Consider the following 19,891-nt stretch of genomic DNA (forward strand, 5'->3'; position numbering starts at 1 on the left):
TAATGACAGTTGCGACTTTAGTAGTGGGCCAGATGAGAATTTATATTTCAAGCGAAAGCTAATAGTTTTAGAAATCAAGCTAATTAGCATAATATCTCTTAATTGAAGGGATATGGAGCCGCAGAAATAAATGAAGACACGGCAGTATGCGCAAAAATCAATCTTCGATCTGGAAGCAATCTTCGAGCAGTCCAGCAACAATGTTAGCGAACTTGAACAGTTGTTGAGCGAGCTAACCTTTCGCAACACTGCCAGGGCGCGGATGCTGACGGCTAAAATCGAGCAATCTCTATTTGCACTTAGCGGCCACAGCGTGGTCGCCATGTCGGCTCCCAGCCCATCAACACGCCATCCCGATTCGGTGTCCATTCAATCTTCTCGAGTTGTGCCCCACAATTCGCCTGCTGCGGAAGAGCAACTGCAACTGAAGGCCATCCCAGACTCTGCCATACGAGAGCAATTCGACAAAGACCAAATCGACCTTGGTCCGATCCCGTCTTTTTCTCCATCAGGTAAGGCGAATGATGCGCGAGCAATACTGGCAGCATGGACAGCCCTCGAAGCACTGTCGCCTCAAGGTTATAAACGCCCAGAGGATATGGTAACCGGCGACCGCTCTAGGGTTGCTCTATTGGAGCGAGGTGTTCCATGGGGACCAAATGCCCGCAGCAAGCCCAGTTATAAGCTTTATTTCGAGGTCGTCCTCGGCTCCATCGCTCTCGACAAGGCGACGGACGAGCTGGTCAAGGTTTTTGGCGAGGATGAGGAGCGTTCACGCCCGGACGGTAAGAAAGCGGCCATCGGCTCGATCCTGATCGACAAAGAAGGCTATGTGCTTGAGGACAAAGGCGTTGCCGTGTCCAGTTTTGCCTGGGCACTCAAGCCGGCTCTCGATCTGAAGCTTGGGAGTTTAGGGAATTGGCCGAATGTTGAGACGCGCATTATCGAGCATCTGGATCGAATGGTTCGCCACCACAACAAAGATGGAGAACCCATACCGATCGATCTGAATGTTGTTCATAAAGCTTATAAATGGCTTGTATCGCAGTTCAGTGTACCCGAGCATTTGGTTGAGCCACCCACATTCGCGATTAAGGTGTTTCATCATTTCAAGGCTAAGGCGCCGCCTGAACCTTCGTTACTGAATTCCTTCTATCTTGAAGATCTCGGTGAAGCAACCAAATTGCTCGAGACGGGCAAAGCCGGAACCGGTTTGCGCCGCTACATGGGAATTGGCAGACCTGACCAGAAAATCGACGTGCTATCGCCCATTTCCGCAGTTGAGCCGTTCGTCGCACCGTCGCTCATGCCGCAGGCTAGTTGGCCTTCGAAAGGCGGCCATCCACTGGTGTTGCTTCAACAGGCTGCCGTGAATGCGGCGCGTGCTGAGCTGAACGATGCTCCAGGTATCATCGGCGTCAATGGGCCTCCGGGAACCGGAAAGACCACTCTTCTCCGGGATATCGTCGTTGGATGCATTCTCGATCGGGCCACGGCGATGTCCGGCTTCAACAAACCGCAGGATGCCTTTTCCACAACAGGCGAGAAGCTGGCATTCGGTTCCAATGCATTCCTGCACTTCTACAAGTTACATGCATCCTTGAGAGGCCATGAGATCGTCGTAGCCTCCTCCAATAACAAAGCGGTCGAAAACGTCAGTAAAGAGCTTCCTCTCAAGGAAGCCAATGGTCGCCATGAACAGATCGCCTACTTCCGGTCCATCAGCGACCTGATTGCGAATCCCAAACGCGCCGGCTATTTCGAAGCCGAGGCCGAGGGGGACATCCCCTCCGACACTGTCGAAACCTGGGGGCTGATCGCCGCAGCTCTCGGCAAGAGCAGCAACCGAGGCGCGTTTCAGCAAGGTTTCTGGTGGAATGAAGACGGTGGTTTCCTTACCTACCTGAAAGCAGCTCGCGGCATAGATGTCATGCGTGAGATCAAGGACGAGCGAACTGGCGAAACCATCGATCGCGTGATGCCCAGCGTGGTTGTCAATGAGCGGCCCAGCACCAACGAAGCGGATGCTGCTGCGGCCTGGCTGAAAGCGCGAACCGCCTTTCTTAAACTTAAGGAGACGGTAGACGCCGAAATCGCCAGCATCGAAGAGATGCGACGGGATATCCAGGCGCTCAAGGGAGCGATCACCGAACTTCAAAGGGCTGAACAGCGTCGACCGAGTCTGAATGAAGCCGTCGAAGAGGCACACAAGACTGCTGAATCCTGCCAACGAGAGCATGAGAAGGCAAAATCGCAGATCGAGCAGGGCAAGATCATGCTCGAAAGCCATCTCGCTTGCCGTCCAGGTTTCTTCTCCCGTTTGTTTGCGACTGCGGCCTGGAAGTCGTGGAGATCGACACTGCAGAAGCTCTCGGCGACCTTGCAGCAATCAGTCATACGGGCGCAGGGGACGGACGGTGCCCTAGAGCTTGCAAGGGCTGAGTGGAGCAATACTGAGTCCCAGTTACAGCAACTCGACCAGGAAATTTCCAGCAAAAGTCAGGCTGTCTCGAAATTGAAGGCAACCGAGGCACAGGCACGAAACCGTATGGGAGACAGGGTCGTTGATGAGAGGTTCTTCGAGCGCGAGCACGAGGCTATCCACCTCACTGCGCCATGGCTTCCCGATGAGGTTCATCGCCTGCGAGAGGATCTTTTCGCCGCTGCCCTGACTGTGCATAAAACGTTCATCGATGCTTCGGCCAGCCGCTTGCAACACAATCTTGGGTTATTGATGTCAGGCATGGTAGCTGGTGCCTTCCAGTCTTCCGCTCACCGTGAACTTCTCCCCGACCTTTGGTCAAGCCTTTTCGTGGTTGTGCCGACCGTGTCCACGACATTCGCCTCTGTTCGGACAATGTTCGGGGATCTGCCACCAGAGAGCATTGGTTGGCTTCTGGTAGATGAAGCGGGCCAAGCCGTTCCTCAGGCAGCAGTTGGAGCTATCATGCGGGCAAAGCGCTCCATTGTGGTAGGTGACCCGTTGCAAATCCCACCTGTAGTTTCACTTCCTGAAAAGCTGAACGCCGAAATCTGCAAGTTCTTTGACATTGACCAAGTCGAATGGTCTGCCCCCGCAGCATCTACGCAGACCCTTGCTGATCAGGCATCGCGCTTCAAATCCACCTTCGTCATGGACGTAGGTGATCGAGAAGTCGGGCTGCCATTGCTCGTTCACAGGCGTTGCCAGAACCCAATGTTTGATGTTTCTAACTCCATCGCCTATGCCGGGCAGATGGTCCATGCTGTCGGGCCTAAAAAACCCGGATCTATCGGCTCGGCTTTGGGGAGATCTCACTGGGTGGATATCAATGGCGATGCTGAGACGAAGTGGTGTCCCGACGAGGGCGAAGCGGTTGTGCGAATGCTCAAAGAGCTGGCAGCATCGGGCATTACAAATCCGGACGTATTTATCATCACACCATTCAAGATCGTAGAGCAGAACATGCGTCGGCGTCTCGGCAGTGAAACTGATCTGCTGCGAACGTTCGGCGTAAAGCTGGATGAATGGTGCCGTGATCGTGTAGGCACAATCCACACGTTCCAGGGCCGAGAGGCGGACACGGTAATCCTGTTGCTGGGTGCGCCGAAAGCGAGTCAGCAAAGGGCGCGTCAGTGGGCGGCAAGCCCACCAAACATAATCAATGTAGCTGTCTCACGCGCCAAGCAAAACCTGTATGTGGTCGGCTCGGCTGCTGCATGGGCAGGGGCGGGAACTAGCCTTCAGGTCCTGCATCGGCAATTAGCGAAATCAGCCTAACAATCTCCGAGGTGGCCCTCATTATTGAGGGCTCATCGCGACTCATTTTTGGCTAACTTCAGTAATGGGCTGGCCGCTATGTGTTAAAAGCTGACATTGCTCACATAATAGTCAAGCAGTCACTTTACACCGCCCATCCAAGCTTGATAATTCTTACCGCTCCCCTTATATCCACACTGAGGAATAACCTCTGACATGGCTAAGGAGTATGATTATGGGGCTTAAACCTGGTCCAAAACCAATTGCAAAATCAACAGGAAAACCCGATCAACGCAGACGTGATAATAAGGATACACCCGGCAATACCCCAGGACTGAAACCAAGCAAATCAACTGGGAAGTAATCGTTCAAGGGTATGGAGAATTCATCTATACCCTTATCTCATCAAATCAGTCTGCTTTAACCCGTTTAGTGCCAGGAGCGGACATTGCTGACATAACTAATGTCTCATCCTAAAGGGCAGCTAAATACCACTGTATTGTTAAATTGCACTTCAGATTTTGTAACCGACCGCCTTAATGATAACATACTGTATAGGTTAACAAATTTGGCAGGAGTCAAATGTGGAATGGGAAGAATTTAAGCGTTCTCTATCAAATAGGGATCTGAATGGCTTGGACTCCGAGTTCACATTATCGACCAAGAAATTAGTGTCTATGTTTAACGCTGATGGCGCTCATCTCAATAAATGGTGGGTTATGACGCCAGTTGAGTGGATGTGTCCATGCTGCAAAAGAAAAAAATCAGAAATCGTGAGGTTGAATAAAAATAATTTTTTAACATGCCAACTGCATGAGCATCATGACCATATGAAGGAAGTCGTAAAATCGCTTTTCGAAGACATTTCAATAAGGAAAAATAATATCGTTGCAGATGAGCACTCTGAAAAATTCGCAATAAAAATAGCTTTTGCATTATCAGCTTATGACAATACAGTTATATGCTTTGATTGCAATAAAGCTGATGCGGATGCTAAGCGGTTGGTTCAGTGCCATAAATTCTTTTCTTTTTCTCCAAAAGAAATCTCCGAATTTATTTGCGTCACCCCAAATAGTGAACATCGAATTGATATTGAAATAGCTCGGAAAGTTTGGGCGAGATTAGAGTCAGTATTCAAGATACGCATGAATCTGGCTGAGCAATTTGCGACAATAGCGGCTGATAAACAAGACTGGTATCAACCTTCAAGCAGAACAGCGAAACAAACTGAGCGTATTGCCACTCATTTTTTTGGTATGAATGGCTTGTTTGACTTTGATAAGGTTGAACCGGAAAAATTGCTATATACCAGTGAACCATTTAAAGGAAAAGTCAATTCCTGGAGAAACAAAAAAAATCCTGTTGCTAAAAGGTCTCCTTTACAAAATGAAATTTCCCACCTTTCATCTACTAGAGGTAAGTACTGGAATAGATATGATGAGCAATGGTCTTGCCCATGTTGTAAACGAAGTAAATATTTCTGTGTCAGAGCATCTAAAAAGAACCCATGGATACTGGAAATAAAGAAAGTCCCATTATTTCAATCGAAAACTGGTGGCAATTACAATGATATAGCTATGTGTGCTGATTGCGTTGATTCTGCGATAAATTTAGGGCGCGAAATTATTAAAATCTCTAACTTACACACGTCGTTTCCTAGTTCTGTTGTTACGTTAGAGGAACTTTCTCAGTTTATAATTCCTCGACCACACTCAATGCATGCATTTCACAATCACTTAATTGATAAAATGCTACCATCAATTATTGAAAGATACAAAACCTCCTTAAACGGAAAAAACAGGTAAGCCAGATTGATAGTAACTTAATTACATTACTTTATTATACTCAACCCCATTTTATATTCACCAGGTGATATGCTATGGGGTAAATATATTTAGCGGATGCTGATTGTAAAACACCATTATTAAATAAAGGCTCTGTCATCATCGATATGTGGTCATGAAAACCCGCTTAAACGCATTTTAAATAATTATTAGAAATTGATCTTTATTAATGATTGAAATTTTCCCCATTACACCATATGAAATATTGAAAGTATATTCATTGCTTCACTATAAATGGCGTAACATAACTAAAATACTCAGATTGAGCAGTTCGTCTAATATCCCAGCGTTTCGCATCAGCAGGACGTTCCCGTTGATCTGCATGAGTTAAAATCAAACAGTTTTTTGCACGCGAGACCCCCACGAAGAAGGCGCAGCGATTTTCATCTTCGTTGCCAAAAAATATTTCATTTTCAACCGCCATGATTATGACAGAGTCGAACTCCAGTCCTTTGCTTTTATGAATAGTGAGAATCCTTACGGCTTGATCATCAGCAAATCTCCCTAATGCGCAAGGTAAATCTGATTCAATTTTAATCAAATCTTCAATTCGTGCTTTAGTATCACGAACGACCTCCAGTAAGCGTTCGCGTGATTCATAATCGGGTGATAGCGCGACAAGTGTTTCAGAACCTACATGTTTTAAAAAATCTCTGACGAATCGCCACCTTCCAGAATGAGGTGAGTCAGTTTTTCTGGCATCGGACACTTCTTTGCGTTGCTTTTTTATCAACTGATCAAGGTCTTTTCGTACGCTTGACTGGACCTCTTCATCTGCAAAAGGTATGAGCTGATTCATCAATCGAATCCAAGACTTAGGCTCTCGCTGTCCGTACAGACAAGACAAATAATCTACGATCAAACGAGCGGCTGGTTCGACCGTTATATCTTGCATATGCTGCTCATTACGGTATGGAATTTTACGCGCTTCTAACTCTGCCATAAGGTGACCTGCATATAGATCCAACTGTTTAGAAACTAAGACTGCAATTTCTGCAGGAGGTAACTGTTTTGTATTTATCCATCCATTTATCAAATCAGCCAAATAAATGGCTTCTTTCTGACCATCCTCAAAACGCCATGCATAAACCTCACCTCCCTTGCCATCCAATTGTTCATCTGCCATGACAGAAGAAGGATCTAGTTTGCTAATTATTTTGTTCTGAACCTGCAGTAAAAGTGGTTTAGAGCGGAAATTGCGATACATGTTTAGTGATACAGCATTAAAATCATTAGCAAAGGACTGGAAAACACCATCCAATGCACCAGCCCAAGCCATAATTTTTTGCTTGGTGTCACCTACAGCGGTGAGGCGAAGACTAGTCCCCAGGAAAGCAAGCTTAACCAAATCATATTGCAAATTAGTGCAATCTTGGAACTCATCCAGAAAAATATCGCTGTAAGTTTGCCGAATTGCATTACGGGCAATTTTTGAACTTTGTAATATTTTGATTGCCAACGGAACTAGGTCACCGAATTCTATTTGAGTCCGAGAAGGGCCATTTTTCTTGTCAACTATGGCATAGCCTGCATCTAGAGCATCCCTACCTGTAAGTATCGGTCTGAAACGATCAATGATACGCTTGGCAAATGCATGGAAGGTATAGCTATCAAAACGCGAAGCTAGAGCAGAACCACACCGCCGTTCGACGCGCTCTTTCAAATTTCTGCTAGCATCAACCTTGAAGGAAATCGCCAGAATTCGTTTTGGGTACCGACATGTTCCAGTACGCAAAAGGAAATCCGCTCGTTGTGCAAGCATTTCGGTTTTACCAGCCCCTGGCCCTGCAGTGAGCGCAAGGCAACGATCACTCTCCTTTGCTGCACGTAATGCATTTGGTTCAAGTGTCAGCCCATCAGCGGGTTGCCATTCTTCAACGGCAATCATTCTGGTAACTCTGCCAATTTGGCAATAACTGCATCAGCAAGTCTGATTAGTGACTCAGGCATTTTTGCAAGTAACTCGTCATCATTTAACTTGGCCAACGCATCTATATGTGCAGCTGGTTTACTGCCAAGTTTGAAACTTTGATGATAAGTGACAAATAACTTTTTTTCTTCTTCGTTATATTGGGTCGAATCGAAATAGCTTTTACCAAGCACCGCTTTAATAATTGACTCATCTGGCTCTTCTTCAGCAACACCATACGCTTCGGGATACGCCAAAAGCATAGAAAAATCCAAATCCATTGGAGAGGAAAAAAATATCGATCTATTCTCGAGTTCAACAAAAATGTCATGAGTACCACCATTAAAAAAATGGTGGGTTCGCACAGGCGACGTATTGTCATTCCATTTTGGAATTGGCCAGTCAGCAGGAAGTTCTTTGCTTGGCTCAAACACAGCAAACTGAGCATTGACATATTTAATCCGTCCCCAGCCTGCTGCATAGCGGGCTACATCCAGATCAAGAAGCGTCAAATACGGAATTTCCAACGCTGAAAGTAAACGCCAAAAATGATTGACATGCCGCCCCCCTAGAGGTGCTATCGTGACTGCAGACTCATCAACTGGCGCGCCTTTAGCCTGAAACAAACGTGGCAATACAATCTCTTCACTATCGCCTTCGCCGAGCACTACCAAGCGTGAAAAATAGATCTCTGGAAATGCCTGGACGGCTTCCCGGACAAATTTGTGTGCATCATCAGTTTTCTCTGGCAATTTGATACAGGTTACCCGTGTATTTCGAGTCTGAGTTAACCGAAGATATCGTATTAGCTCAGGAGCAACACGACGCAACATTGTGGGAGCATGTGTAGCAATGAGAGCTTGTGCATCCGCACTTTTCGTCATGATATTCAGGGCATTGACGATGCGTCCTAAGTAATGTGGAGAAAGACTATTTTCTGGCTCCTCCAAGGCGACCAACGTAAACACCGGTGGGCGTAGCTTATCGGGATCAAAGGATATATCTTCCTCCGCTAGCACAGCTCTGCCAATAGCTTGAGACGATAATACTAAAGAAAGGTAAAGCATTGACTTTTGGCCATCACTCAACCGCGAGAAATCAACAAGTGAATCATCGTGCCCTGGTGTAAAGGAAACGGATAAATGCCGCAGCAGTGCTTCAATCTCAGAAGCAACAAATGTGATTTTAGGATCAGCGAAAAATTTTCCCTTGTGAAGGGTGGTCCAGGTTGTTTTTAATGTTTCACTAAATGCATTTACTGAAGGGTTTGCAGCAAGGCTGTTGCTTATTTGATCGGTCAATTGTTTAATTGTATCGCGCTCAGCATCCCAACGTACCGCACGAAGCAAACGGCCGAGTAAAGCATTCGTGCCGTAAGTAATATGGTCAGCAGGATCACGTCTGGCAGGCAGATAGTGGACTTGAATATGATTACGCTCAGACCGGGGAACCTGTGCGGTATTAAGAGGCGAGCCATCAGCATTGATATCAAGAACATACATTAAGGTTTCATCAATATCTCCATCAAGTCCTATCGTAGCCGTGAGGCGAAAACGCACTCGTGGGATACCTTCTGGCTCGTCCAATCGCATATGGCCAAAATGAGGTGCTATGGTGCTATTATCCTCATCACCTGCAAGTTCGGGAAATAAAAAATCGGCTTCTATCCACAACTGGCGCTCCGAAGGAACCTCTACCTCATCAAAAGGGACATGGAAATCTGAACGTTGGAGGCGTCGCAGTGTAGGGTCAAACGCAAAGAGTCGGCATAAAGCCTGTAGTGCAGCGGTTTTACCTGAACCATTAGGACCAATTAAATAAGTAATATCTTCTAAGCCCAGTTCAGTTGGTTCAAGACCAAAAGACTGAAAACCTGATAACCGAATTGTTTCCAGCTTCATTCTACCCCTACCTTCAGCTCCTGCTATCGACTAAATTAGCCATCGAGCCTAGTTGTTGTCAAAATTGAGATACCCTCTATTTAATTATCTCATGTGGAAAATATAATTAATTGATCTTATTCACAAATATCCTGCACATGGCTGTTTGTTTACTAAACGTGTGAGAGTCCGTTCCTCGCTCAAAGCAGACCTTATGACCTCGATTTCTGGCAGATCCGAGCCAAGAGCAAAAATTAATATCATCAATCGGCCTCAAGCTTAAGGGGAACATCTCCCCCTTTTTATGTAACCAGTTTACTGAAGATGTTCTTTCAGCCAGGTACACGCGCCTTCAATGTCATACGCTTTTTCCCCAAATCCTTTCGCAAGCAGAAACTCTGGTAAATATTCATCATATTTATCTAAGTACTTTTCTGGAACATTTACAGCAAGATCAAACGCTGAGGGCAAGCCTGACTGCAGCAGGTCTTTAAGGGCCTGTTGAACAGAAGTGATACTTGAGCCGTCAATTTCTATAACTCCAGCCAATGAATTAGCTTTAAAGCCACAACGTATGAGCAAGGCTGTAATCGTATTGACAACCTTATCTCCCATCCATGGGAGGATGTAACAGTATTGGCCGCTCGTAAGAAAATACTCATTTTGCAGGTTATAACTCTGGAAGTTACGGCTGCCTTCCGCAAATAGGCTTCTGGCGGCAGAATCGGCATAATCTACTCTCTTGCTACCTATTGCTATGCGGTAATCACCTTCCCTATAGATAGCGAGCATTTCCTGACGAACGGCATCATGAACAGACATTCCCCCCCCACTAAATTGTGGTGGCTGACCGCCTTTGGTCGCCTCTACATAGATAACTTTTTTCTCTGTCTCGATCTCTGTCACTCTCCAGCGCCGCCCACCGAAGATGATGTGTTGATCTGGTAGCAGTGGGGAGTCCACAGGCACTGTTCCAAGGGTTCTGTTTCCGGTGACAATGCGGAACTCTTCTGGTGTGTTGAACACGGCATAAAACGTGTAATGGTTAGTCAGTTTCTCCCCCTCTGCCCCAACAACCATTTCTCCACTAGCGAGTTGAGTGAGCAGGCCACATGCCCCCATATGTTTAAGCAGGCTTTTGAAATCGCCTATATCCACATTACGGAACGGGCCTGTTTGACATAGCTGCGACCAGAGTTGATCGGCACGAACTCCGCCCCATTGCGCGGTAATTGCAAGAATCTGGTGTAGCAGCGTGGAGTAATGCATCTGCTGGGAATCGGCAGGCTCAAACCATTGTTTAGAGATCATCAATCTGATCATTGCCATCGACTGGACCAAATGCAGCCGTAGGTGGTCAACGATACTGCTAGTCACAGTGAGCTCATTTTCTGTAATTAGCATTCTTAGAACTGATGGGGAGTCGCGTCGCCCAGAACGTCCCATACGCTGACGCAGACTGGAAACAGTATGCGGAGGCGTAACTTGGATAACCGACTTAACCTTACCGATATCAATTCCCAACTCAAGCGTCATTGTACAAACAGCTGTTGTGGGCAAATTTCCTTTCTGAAGACGAGTTTCAAGCGCTTCCCGCAATTCCTTGGCAAGGGAACCATGGTGGGGAAAGAATTCATTGGGAACAATATGTTCCTCACACATGTCGCTCAGCGTGGCAGCAATGCTTTCAGTCCGCTTTCGACTGTTTGCAAAGACCAAATGAGAATCGCCACGGCAAAGTCTAAAAATGTCAGCGCAAACGTCATGTTCAGCTGAACTCTGAAGTTCTTCTTCTTTTTGGAGCACTCGCTCCAGATAACCTTTGACCTGTACCTGAAGAGTGGCCTCGCTCTTACTATCTGTAACAGTTACGCAGGGTAGTCGTTTGTCCGGGCGCAAAAGTTCGGGTACTTTCTCCAGTTCCCCAAGCGTGGCACTCAACGCAACGCGGGGAATTGGATTTACCTGGCGTCCTAGCACATGGTCAATTCTATTGAGCAGAGAAAGCAGCTGTACACCACGCTCTGAGCCAATGAAAGCATGAAACTCATCAATAACGATGTATGCGACTGACGAAAACGCCTGTTTGAGCCAGCCCATTGAATTTATGAGCAAAGACTCAAGTGACTCAGGTGTAATCAGTAAAATGCCAGCAGGGTTTGTCCGAGCCTTCTTCTTTTTGCTTTGTGGTACATCCCCGTGCCAAGGAGTCACTGGCATTTCCAATGCATCTCCAAGGCTCTCAAGACGACGGTACTGATCGTTAATCAATGCCTTCAACGGACTGATATAGACGATGCCAAATCCATTAGTGAGATCTGCAACTGCCGAACAGGCAGGAAGAAAGAAAGCCTCTGTTTTACCGGCTGCTGTGCCTGCACTGATTAGCACGTCTCGATCACGGGCTAAAATTGCCGGGATAGAACTCTCCTGCAAGGGCCTTAATGTAGACCACCCCTGCTTGTAAACCCACTTACGGACGCGGGGATCGAGACTATCATAGGCACTGCTCATAATTTGAAGTTCGCCAGTCCGTCGTCGTCATCGCTTTCCTCTATAATGACGTCATCCATTTCGCTGGGCCTGTCCTCTTCAATCGCCACACCCTCGATTAGTGTTTGCCAGTTCATCGTTCTGTTTTGTTCCAGCACGGCCAGCATGTCCAAGAAACCTTTTATGGTATTACGGGGGGTACGGAAGTAAGCGTCTCCAATGGTTTTACTACAGTGATGCAGAAATCCAGTCAGTGCCTCATCTGGAACCAGATAATTCTCTGGATCTCCGCCTGCATAAACATGACGAAGATTTCTCAGTAAAATATACAGTTCCTCAGGGGTGAGGCTGGCAAGATGCAAAGTGGGAGACGAGTAGTCAATCACTCCTGCTTTTTGCGCGAACCGATTTTCCGCCAGACGTGATTGGAGCGCCTCATAGCTGTAAAGACCTTTGCGCGGATCGAAAAGGAACTCTGGCGTCCCCCCGAGGATAAAACCAATATTCTCGGCTGAGCCTTGCAGGCAGTCATTCAGGATCCGCAAAATCTGTTCGTAGTTCGCTGTTCTTGCTTGCGTATTATTCAGTTTAAAGAGGTTCACCATTTCGTCGAGGCTGACCAAAAGACCGGCATAGCCTGCCTGGCGGACAAAAAGGCTCATCAGCTTCAAAGAGTCATAGAATGAAGCGTCTGAGATAATAGTCCGAACGTCGAGATCGTTACGGGCATCAGTTTTAGTGGTGTACTCTCCCCGCAACCAGCGAATAGCATTGGATTTTAGTGTTTCGTTATCCTGCTCATGCCCGCGCCAGAATGAATCAATGACCTTCGCAAAGTCATATCCGCCGACCATATCTGATAGTGCTGCCAGGCGTTTATGAATAACTGATGAAACCTCGGAGCCGTCCTTGTCAGCTTCCTTCCTTGCCTCCGTAACGAATCTTTCAACAACGCTAAGTAACGCATTACCATCCAGCTTGTTTCTGGTGGACATGTTTTTCATAAGCTCAGAATAGAGATTACGAGCCTGACCTCCCGATGAGTGAATGCGTCTGTCAGGAGAAAGGTCTGCACTGATTGACACCAGCTTCTTCTCTAGCGCAATAGAGCGCACAACACTCAGAAAGAACGTTTTACCAGAACCATATTCACCGATGATAAGTCTGAAGCTTGCACCACCGTCAGCAATCCTCTCAATATCCTGGTGGAGAGCGGTGATCTCATTCACGCGGCCAACCTGGATATGCTGAATGCCTATCCTTGGCGTTACACCTGACTTAAGTGACTGAATAATAGCGTCGCGTTCTTTCACTCTTATACGTGTTACAGACATTCACTATCCCTCTAATTCTTTGGCAATTTCCAGGTCAACCCAGATATCATCATCGGCATCGTCCAGTACCGGAGCATCAACCACCGCATAGGACCAGTCATTAATCACCTCAAGCGCACCGCCGAGCATCAAATTCAAATTTCCACACAATTCTGTCGCCTCTTTCCGGGACCACTGTTCTTTCTCCAGCAAACTGCGATAAAGCTGGCTATGTGCGGAGTCTAGCCCCCCCGCCTCCGTTAATGAGGCTGGAGCGCTTTCTGGCTCTTCCGGTTCTTCTTCGGTGAAAATTGTGTTCAGCAATTTACGAACATCATCCGTGGCAGATTCGTGGCGGGCAAGTACATTAGCATCCAGTGTGAACCCTACTGCTGGCTGATCAGTTGGTACAGACGAGACGAGATCATGTTCAGTTGCGGAATGCTGATGGATATTGCTCGAGACAGATGAGGGATCCAGCCCCAAACTTGAGTAAATCTTCTCAAGCTGTTTGATTTCGGCAGGCGCTATTGTCCCATCCGAACAGGCAACACTAACGATAACTTTACCCACAGCAGCTTTTTCCGCAGCCCCCATCAACTCAATCCTGCTTTTCATTCCTGTCATATTGGCTGGGGTATGAAGTTGCCACGTTAAATACGCATGTAGAGAGCGTTTTTCATCATCGGTGAAGCCAGTATTGTTGTTGATGGCATTCTCAAGCACTTTCTGTTCAGCTTGATCAAGAGAATCGTCAATCAAGGCGACCATCGCCCCTAATCTGAGCGTCATTACTGCTGAGATAAATTCAGAAGAAGGTGAGAAGCGTCCACCTTCGGCGGCAGGGAATAGAACAAGTGTCCCATCAACATCCGCCTTCACATGGTGATAATACGGGTCAGGTGCCAGACCGTAACCCATCTTCAGAGCAAAGGCCTGCATCAAATCGGCCTCTTTTTTATTGATTTTATTGGGGCAAATGGCATTCATATGTGCCCAAAAGTCAGCAACTGAGACTAACCCCTCCTTGACGAGGATCGCCTCATCAGCCCAGCGTTTGAATGAGCTTAATATTTTTTCTGCGCTTTCATTAACGATCTCTGAAGGGAGCAACATTATTGCAGCCGTATCATTGACTGACGTACCTTTCCTACCAAGGTAGCGACTATAAGCATCAAGTTCATCCGTACATATGTCGGCAAGAGCCATAATTTTCTGGACAGGGCTCTTCAACGCACTTGGATCAGGCAGGTCGGGAACAGGGAGTCGAACACCTCGCAAACTAGGACTTGCTGGTGTGTAATCTAACCTTAGGCGCGTTTTATTCGCCTTAACGACCATCCCTTCACCATATTTGAGGGTGTAACGCCGTTTGAAAAGCGCAGCAAACTCTTTAGCACAGCGGCGAGCCGGGGTACGCAGCGAATACTCGGTGTGGTTTATTACCCAGCTCAACGCCAGTTCAGCTGATACAGGGACTCCTTCATGTACAGTTTTTGCCAGAGCCAGCTTAAATTGCATGCTGTTGCTGAAACCTGAATTGCTATCGAGCTCAGTGGCTAAGCCCATGTTCGGGCGCAGAATAGACATGGCTTCGAGTAACTGGGCCGAATATCCACGGAATGAGCGGTTCTCAATGAATACGGATCTTAACCGAGCTACTTCATTGAACAGATTACGGAACTCAGCATCAGGGAATTTTGGGTCGGTGGAATCTATGAGCGCTTTTCTTTCCAGGCCGTAGAGGTAGATAAAAACATAGCCGATAGGACACAATGGATCAGACCTATCGCTGGCGAGCCAACTGACATACGCACCGCGTGCTTCTGGGGAAAGAGAAGAAAAACTGGGCCAGTATCCTAATGAACTGTCCTCGTAAAGATAAGAAGTAGGTTTTATCTTACATGTGTCATCAATTAATGATGCCTCATTTCCATCGTCATAATAGCCGCCTGATTCCTGACCGGAGGGCTTCATACGTTGCCCCAAGTAAATGTGGCCACCGCTAATTGCTACACCAGCTACAGTTATCATCTCACCCGGAAGTACCCATCGAGCTAGTGCACCTGCTGACTTTGAGGTGTTCCGGTAATGATTGGTTGTCACCCGAAGTTCAACACCCCGGCCACCGCTCAATGTAAAAGTTGCAAGGTTATCGTCTTCACTATCATCGTTTCGCACAACCGCCTCTTTTTTCTTGATGTCAGCGAGCCATTCTTTTGGCGGTGCTTTCACGGGGCTTGAAGCATAAGACTTTGAAGATTTACGTTTTTTCTTTCTAAAAAACAACAAGTAAATTACTAAAATCGCCGCCAGAAACTTCAATAACTCCATGATATATAACCTTAAAATAATTCTTCATTCACATTTGAAATGTGGTAGGGAATGCATGGCAAGTGGATTAATCTCAAAATAATACGTCTAAATCGCTATGGTTAAAAGCAAATCGCAATTAAAATTAACCAATTGATTTAAATGACAAAAATCATTGAATAATTTACTTCACCAGAAGTGAATTTTTAAGGAGTAAAAAGCCTGCTGGGCCATTCGCCTAAGAATGATGTTGTACTAATGCTAGGTTAACATACGAGCAAATATACTGGGGATGCAGAACTGACCGCTGTATGATGACATTTACCTATTCGTTGAGAATGTCGGTAACTATTGGAAAGCCGTTAGAGACTGTACATTCTCGGATTTTAAGAGTAGCTGGTTTAGTTTTGTGTAATAGCTGCGTCAGGTCAAACCTGATCTATGAGCAGATATAGCGAGGGGCCCCACGCTGATTTTTATCAACTAATTAAGCTATGAGCTGAGTTGTGCCGAAGTTAAGATATCCTCATCGCCTACGTTGATGAGCTGAAGAGCATCTCTGACGCCATTAATGCAGTTTATCCGGAGAGCGGATTAAGTTCTGTATCATTCACATGGTGCGTAATAGCCTGCGGCTCGTATCTTAGAAGGACTACAAAGCATTAACCCATGACCTGGGGTACCTGCGGCAGAGGCGGTTTTACACGACGAATACCATTGCCAGATTGGACAGTGTGATCCGGCATACTATTAAAAAGTGCAAGGTACTCCCGACAGATTACTCATTAAAAAGTTGTATCGCTATCAACCCTGTCAGTATCGCTAAAAAGACGATGATGTTCAGGGGAGCTCGTATCGTCTTATTATCAGCTCTATGCTCTTCTGCACAGCCACATCTGAGAAAAGGCAGTCACATTGAATCACGTACGCGCTCTCAAGGTACCGGACTATCGATTTTGCGACACCCCGATACGTTTTTGTACTGCCTTCGCAAACGCCGCCTTCACTCTTTTGTCTTTGACTGACCATTCAGCCAACAACTTGATCTGGCTTGCCTCCACCATTGCCGCGTCCCGTGAGTCGTTTTTATCCTGTGCGGAAGGCCATCCATGCTCCTCAATATAGGGCCTTAACGCTTTAATAATTGCGTTGATGGCATCGGTTTTAGTTTCCCAGCCCTCAGGTTGCGCTTCCAGGTGTTTTATCACTTCGTCTTTAACGCCATCAAAACGTGTCGCTTTGACCTTTCCGCCATAAGCAGAATTGAGTTTATGCCGTTCCTTGATTCTTTTACCTGCTGCGGATTCACTGCGTTTCAGACCGCGATCCAACAACGCGATAGCCTTCAGCATTAATTGCACCGCATGATCTGGATCCGATTCGAGAGCCGATGTTCCCTGCCTCCAGTATTGTTCAGCCTCAGACATATCGTTCCTGATCCCCTTTATCATCCATTCTGAAAGACTGAAAATTTTCAGATAACGCCGCCATTTTTTCTCTCCGTGCTCATCAGCAAGTCGCCGCGCTAAATCTTCATCCTTCGTTTGTCTCCCTGTTTGTAGCACGATAACAATTTCAGTATCTTTATTCAGCCATTGCCTGGCGATATGTTTCTGTCTGATCCCGAGATGAAAACGTAACGCTTTCCTCTTTTTACGAAATACGATGAGTAACTCATCAGGGGTAAAATCCCTGTCTAAATCAGCCATGAAGTCCCTCTTTTCGAATGACAATTTCTATACTCCAGTAAATTTCCTTGCCTGACACCTGGAACGACTCATTCTTGCCCTTAGCCAGACGCTTCCGACACCATTTTCGAAAAAAAACATTCTGTCACCAACAAAAAACGGGAAAAAACCCTAAAAAAACCCCCTATCTCGTTGTTATAAAATGTCTTTTTTGCTACAGCCACCAGGCGGGTGCCATTACCTGTTCCGGCACCATACAATTGCATCCATATCGAAAGAACAGGGGGAATTAACAGATATGTCTGTACAAGGTATCAGGATACTGCGGATACGCGCCGTTGTTAACAAAACGGGCATTGCCCGCTCAACCATCTATGACTGGATCAACCCGAAGTCGCCGCGCCACGACCCGACCTTTCCGAAACAGCGCAGGCTGGGTATGCAGTCCGTCGGCTGGCTTGAGTCAGAGCTGGATGCATGGCTGCTGGAACGCCAGCAGGCATCATAAGCGATGAGATAGTATTGGTAAAAATTAAAGGAGGATACGCAGGTTATATAACAACGTCTCTGATTTAAATATGTACTCGCTGCGACATATTTTTGCCAGTTGCAAGGAAACTGAATGCGATTATTTATTGAGTAAAATTATTACTTTAAATAAATTTTGACGCTTGGCTATTTTATTATATTCACAACTAACCCGTTACTGAAAACAGTAACCAAGGAGAATATTACATGCAGAATATACTGCCACACACTGTCATTCCGAAAATGCCGGAGCCTTATATTCCCGTACAAAACAGAACCCCGGAGGGTTATCCTGTCTGCGCGTTCCCGCCGGTGATGCGGGATGTCATTGATGCTCTTTATAACGAGACGGGTATCCCGGCGGAACTGATAGCGGGGGCCGTACTGGCAGCCGCTTCCCTCGCCTGTCAGGCTCATATTGAGGTGGTACCACCACACTCATCGGATCCGATGCACTGTGCACTGTATTTACTGACGTTGGCGGTCTCCGGTGAAGGTAAGACCAGTATCAGCAAAAAAGTGATGAAGCCTTTTTACCGATTCGCTGAGCAAATGAAGCAGCAGCACGACGGTCTGATGAAGGCACACCTGCGTGCTGACAATATCTGGAAAATACACCAGAAAGCATTGACCAGTAATCTGTACACTGCCATCAAAAGCGGTTCTGAGGGGACGGAGGAAGAACGGCTGTTAGATGAACATGCAGAAACCCGGCAGCAGCCTCCGACCCGCCTGGCGATGCTTTATGACGACACCACCGCAAAGGCGCTCCTGGAAGGTTTGAGCCGGTATTCTGAAGCCGGGGTGCTCTCAGATGAGGCAATTACCTTTTTTAAAGGGTATCTGAAAAACAACCTCGGTTTACTGAATAAAGCCTGGGACGGAGAGACCTATGAATACCACCGCCCGGGCGGTGAGGAGTACGATATCAACGCCTGCCTGACCCTAGCATTAATGGTTCAGCCCCCGGTCTTTGAAAATTACCGCCGTAACCACGGTGAACTCAGCAAGGGAAGTGGTTTTCTGTCGCGGTTTCTTTATATCAATACCATCAGCACGCTGGGACGTCGCCGCACAAATACGGACCACGCTCATTCTGATGAAGCATTAAATGTGTTCCACAGTAAAATTAACCAGTTACTTGATAAGCAAAAGGCGCGTTTTTATAGTCACGATACGCAAAAACAAACGCTCAGGTTATCTGATGATGCGACCACTTACTGGGCAGATAAACAGTCAGAGCTCAGCCGTAAAACAGCCCCCGGACAGCAGATGGAGCATATCAGTGAAATTGCAGCCAAAGCGGGGGCGAATGCCCTCAGGGTTGCGGCCATTCTGACATATATGTATTCACCTGAGAGTTTATGTATTTCGCGGGGGGTCATCCAGGCCGCCTTCAAAATTGTGGAATGGCATCTTGAAGAAGCGGAAAGGCTGTTTTTCCCTTCTTCTGAACGGAATGCATTTATGGAGGACGTTTACGAGATGTTCAGGTGGCTTAAGGAGAAATTTCTCGATAATGAGGGATATCCACTCAGGAAAAATGAGGTAAACCGGAACGGCCCGAACCGGCTGCGTGACGCCAGTAAATCACAATCTGTTCTTGAGCAGTTAATCGCACTGGGTCTGATTTGTTTTATTCGTCCCGGCCGTCATTCTGCGGTGTATATTGCCATGCCTTCCCTGGAATGTCGCCACTCATGGTGTATTCCACCGGCATTCCTGGAGAACGGACATAATCCGATTATTGCATCGCCAGAGAATGTCACTGGCAGGTATGGTTTTGAATACTTCGACTTTAACAGGCTGGAATATTAATCGGGACATCTCACTACAGAGGCCCGGATGGCCAGAGCGTACACTGGTTAAACGTCTTCGAAAACAACCACAGAGGCAAAAACCCCGCGCCAGTCGCTACTGGTCGCGATCTGCGCGGGGTTTTCTCAGAATACAGTAGTAAAAAAAGATAATGACGACAGGTGTAAAGCTCTGTGGATATGAATCATTAACAGCCATTAAAACCTGTAATTTAATAAAACAGTTCTGCTGGTGTATTTCTTACTCATTTGAGACAAATACATTAATATTTAATTGATGTTAACCAATAAATATATTTAATGATACGTAAAATATCATCACCGCTATTGTCAATAAAAACATAGATACTGTCTCTTATACACATCT

General features: G+C 46.6%; 10 protein-coding genes and 1 pseudogene. 5 read left to right on the forward strand and 6 right to left on the reverse strand.

Annotated features, from left to right (window positions below):
- The first annotated feature begins 130 nt into the window (after positions 1-130).
- Positions 131-3,760, forward strand: a complete 3,630-nt coding sequence (locus tag HBA26_RS16460) for an AAA domain-containing protein (protein ID WP_024274574.1) — start codon at positions 131-133, stop codon at positions 3,758-3,760.
- A 563-nt stretch (positions 3,761-4,323) separates the two neighbouring features.
- Complete coding sequence (locus HBA26_RS16465) at positions 4,324-5,544, forward strand: hypothetical protein (RefSeq protein ID WP_024274575.1); 1,221 nt, start codon at positions 4,324-4,326, stop codon at positions 5,542-5,544.
- A gap of 256 nt (positions 5,545-5,800) precedes the next feature.
- On the opposite strand, the gene HBA26_RS16470 is transcribed toward HBA26_RS16465, so the two are convergent.
- The 5 genes from HBA26_RS16470 to HBA26_RS16490 form a co-directional block, all read right to left on the reverse strand.
- Positions 5,801-7,471, reverse strand: a complete 1,671-nt coding sequence (locus tag HBA26_RS16470) for an ATP-dependent helicase (protein ID WP_064343672.1) — start codon at positions 7,469-7,471, stop codon at positions 5,801-5,803.
- Positions 7,468-9,393: an AAA family ATPase gene (locus tag HBA26_RS16475; RefSeq protein WP_024274577.1), complete on the reverse strand. Its 1,926-nt coding sequence runs from the start codon at positions 9,391-9,393 to the stop codon at positions 7,468-7,470. Before HBA26_RS16475 ends, HBA26_RS16470 begins: the two co-directional genes overlap by 4 nt.
- Before the next feature lie 294 nt (positions 9,394-9,687).
- The gene (locus HBA26_RS16480) at positions 9,688-11,886 is read right to left on the reverse strand and encodes a DEAD/DEAH box helicase (protein ID WP_010434172.1); all 2,199 of its coding nucleotides are present in this window, start codon (positions 11,884-11,886) and stop codon (positions 9,688-9,690) included.
- The gene (locus HBA26_RS16485) at positions 11,883-13,199 is read right to left on the reverse strand and encodes an ATP-binding protein (RefSeq protein WP_010434173.1); all 1,317 of its coding nucleotides are present in this window, start codon (positions 13,197-13,199) and stop codon (positions 11,883-11,885) included. Before HBA26_RS16485 ends, HBA26_RS16480 begins: the two co-directional genes overlap by 4 nt.
- A gap of 3 nt (positions 13,200-13,202) precedes the next feature.
- Positions 13,203-15,512, reverse strand: a complete 2,310-nt coding sequence (locus tag HBA26_RS16490) for a TerB N-terminal domain-containing protein (RefSeq protein ID WP_024274578.1) — start codon at positions 15,510-15,512, stop codon at positions 13,203-13,205.
- A 498-nt stretch (positions 15,513-16,010) separates the two neighbouring features.
- On the opposite strand from HBA26_RS16490, the pseudogene HBA26_RS22945 reads away from it, so the two are divergent.
- A pseudogene (locus HBA26_RS22945) lies at positions 16,011-16,282 on the forward strand (transposase); the annotation flags it as partial.
- Positions 16,283-16,438: 156 nt separating this feature from the next.
- On the opposite strand, the gene HBA26_RS16495 reads toward HBA26_RS22945, so the two are convergent.
- On the reverse strand, positions 16,439-17,200 hold the full coding sequence (locus HBA26_RS16495) for a hypothetical protein (RefSeq protein WP_010434175.1): 762 nt from the start codon (positions 17,198-17,200) through the stop codon (positions 16,439-16,441).
- Positions 17,201-17,477: 277 nt separating this feature from the next.
- On the opposite strand from HBA26_RS16495, the gene HBA26_RS16500 reads away from it, so the two are divergent.
- On the forward strand, positions 17,478-17,687 hold the full coding sequence (locus tag HBA26_RS16500; protein ID WP_004114618.1) for an AlpA family phage regulatory protein: 210 nt from the start codon (positions 17,478-17,480) through the stop codon (positions 17,685-17,687).
- A 227-nt stretch (positions 17,688-17,914) separates the two neighbouring features.
- On the forward strand, positions 17,915-19,525 hold the full coding sequence (locus HBA26_RS16505; protein ID WP_024274579.1) for a YfjI family protein: 1,611 nt from the start codon (positions 17,915-17,917) through the stop codon (positions 19,523-19,525).
- Positions 19,526-19,891: the final 366 nt, after the last annotated feature.

It is taken from the genome of Enterobacter sp. 725m/11, from assembly GCF_011683705.1.
GTDB lineage: Bacteria > Pseudomonadota > Gammaproteobacteria > Enterobacterales > Enterobacteriaceae > Enterobacter > Enterobacter bugandensis.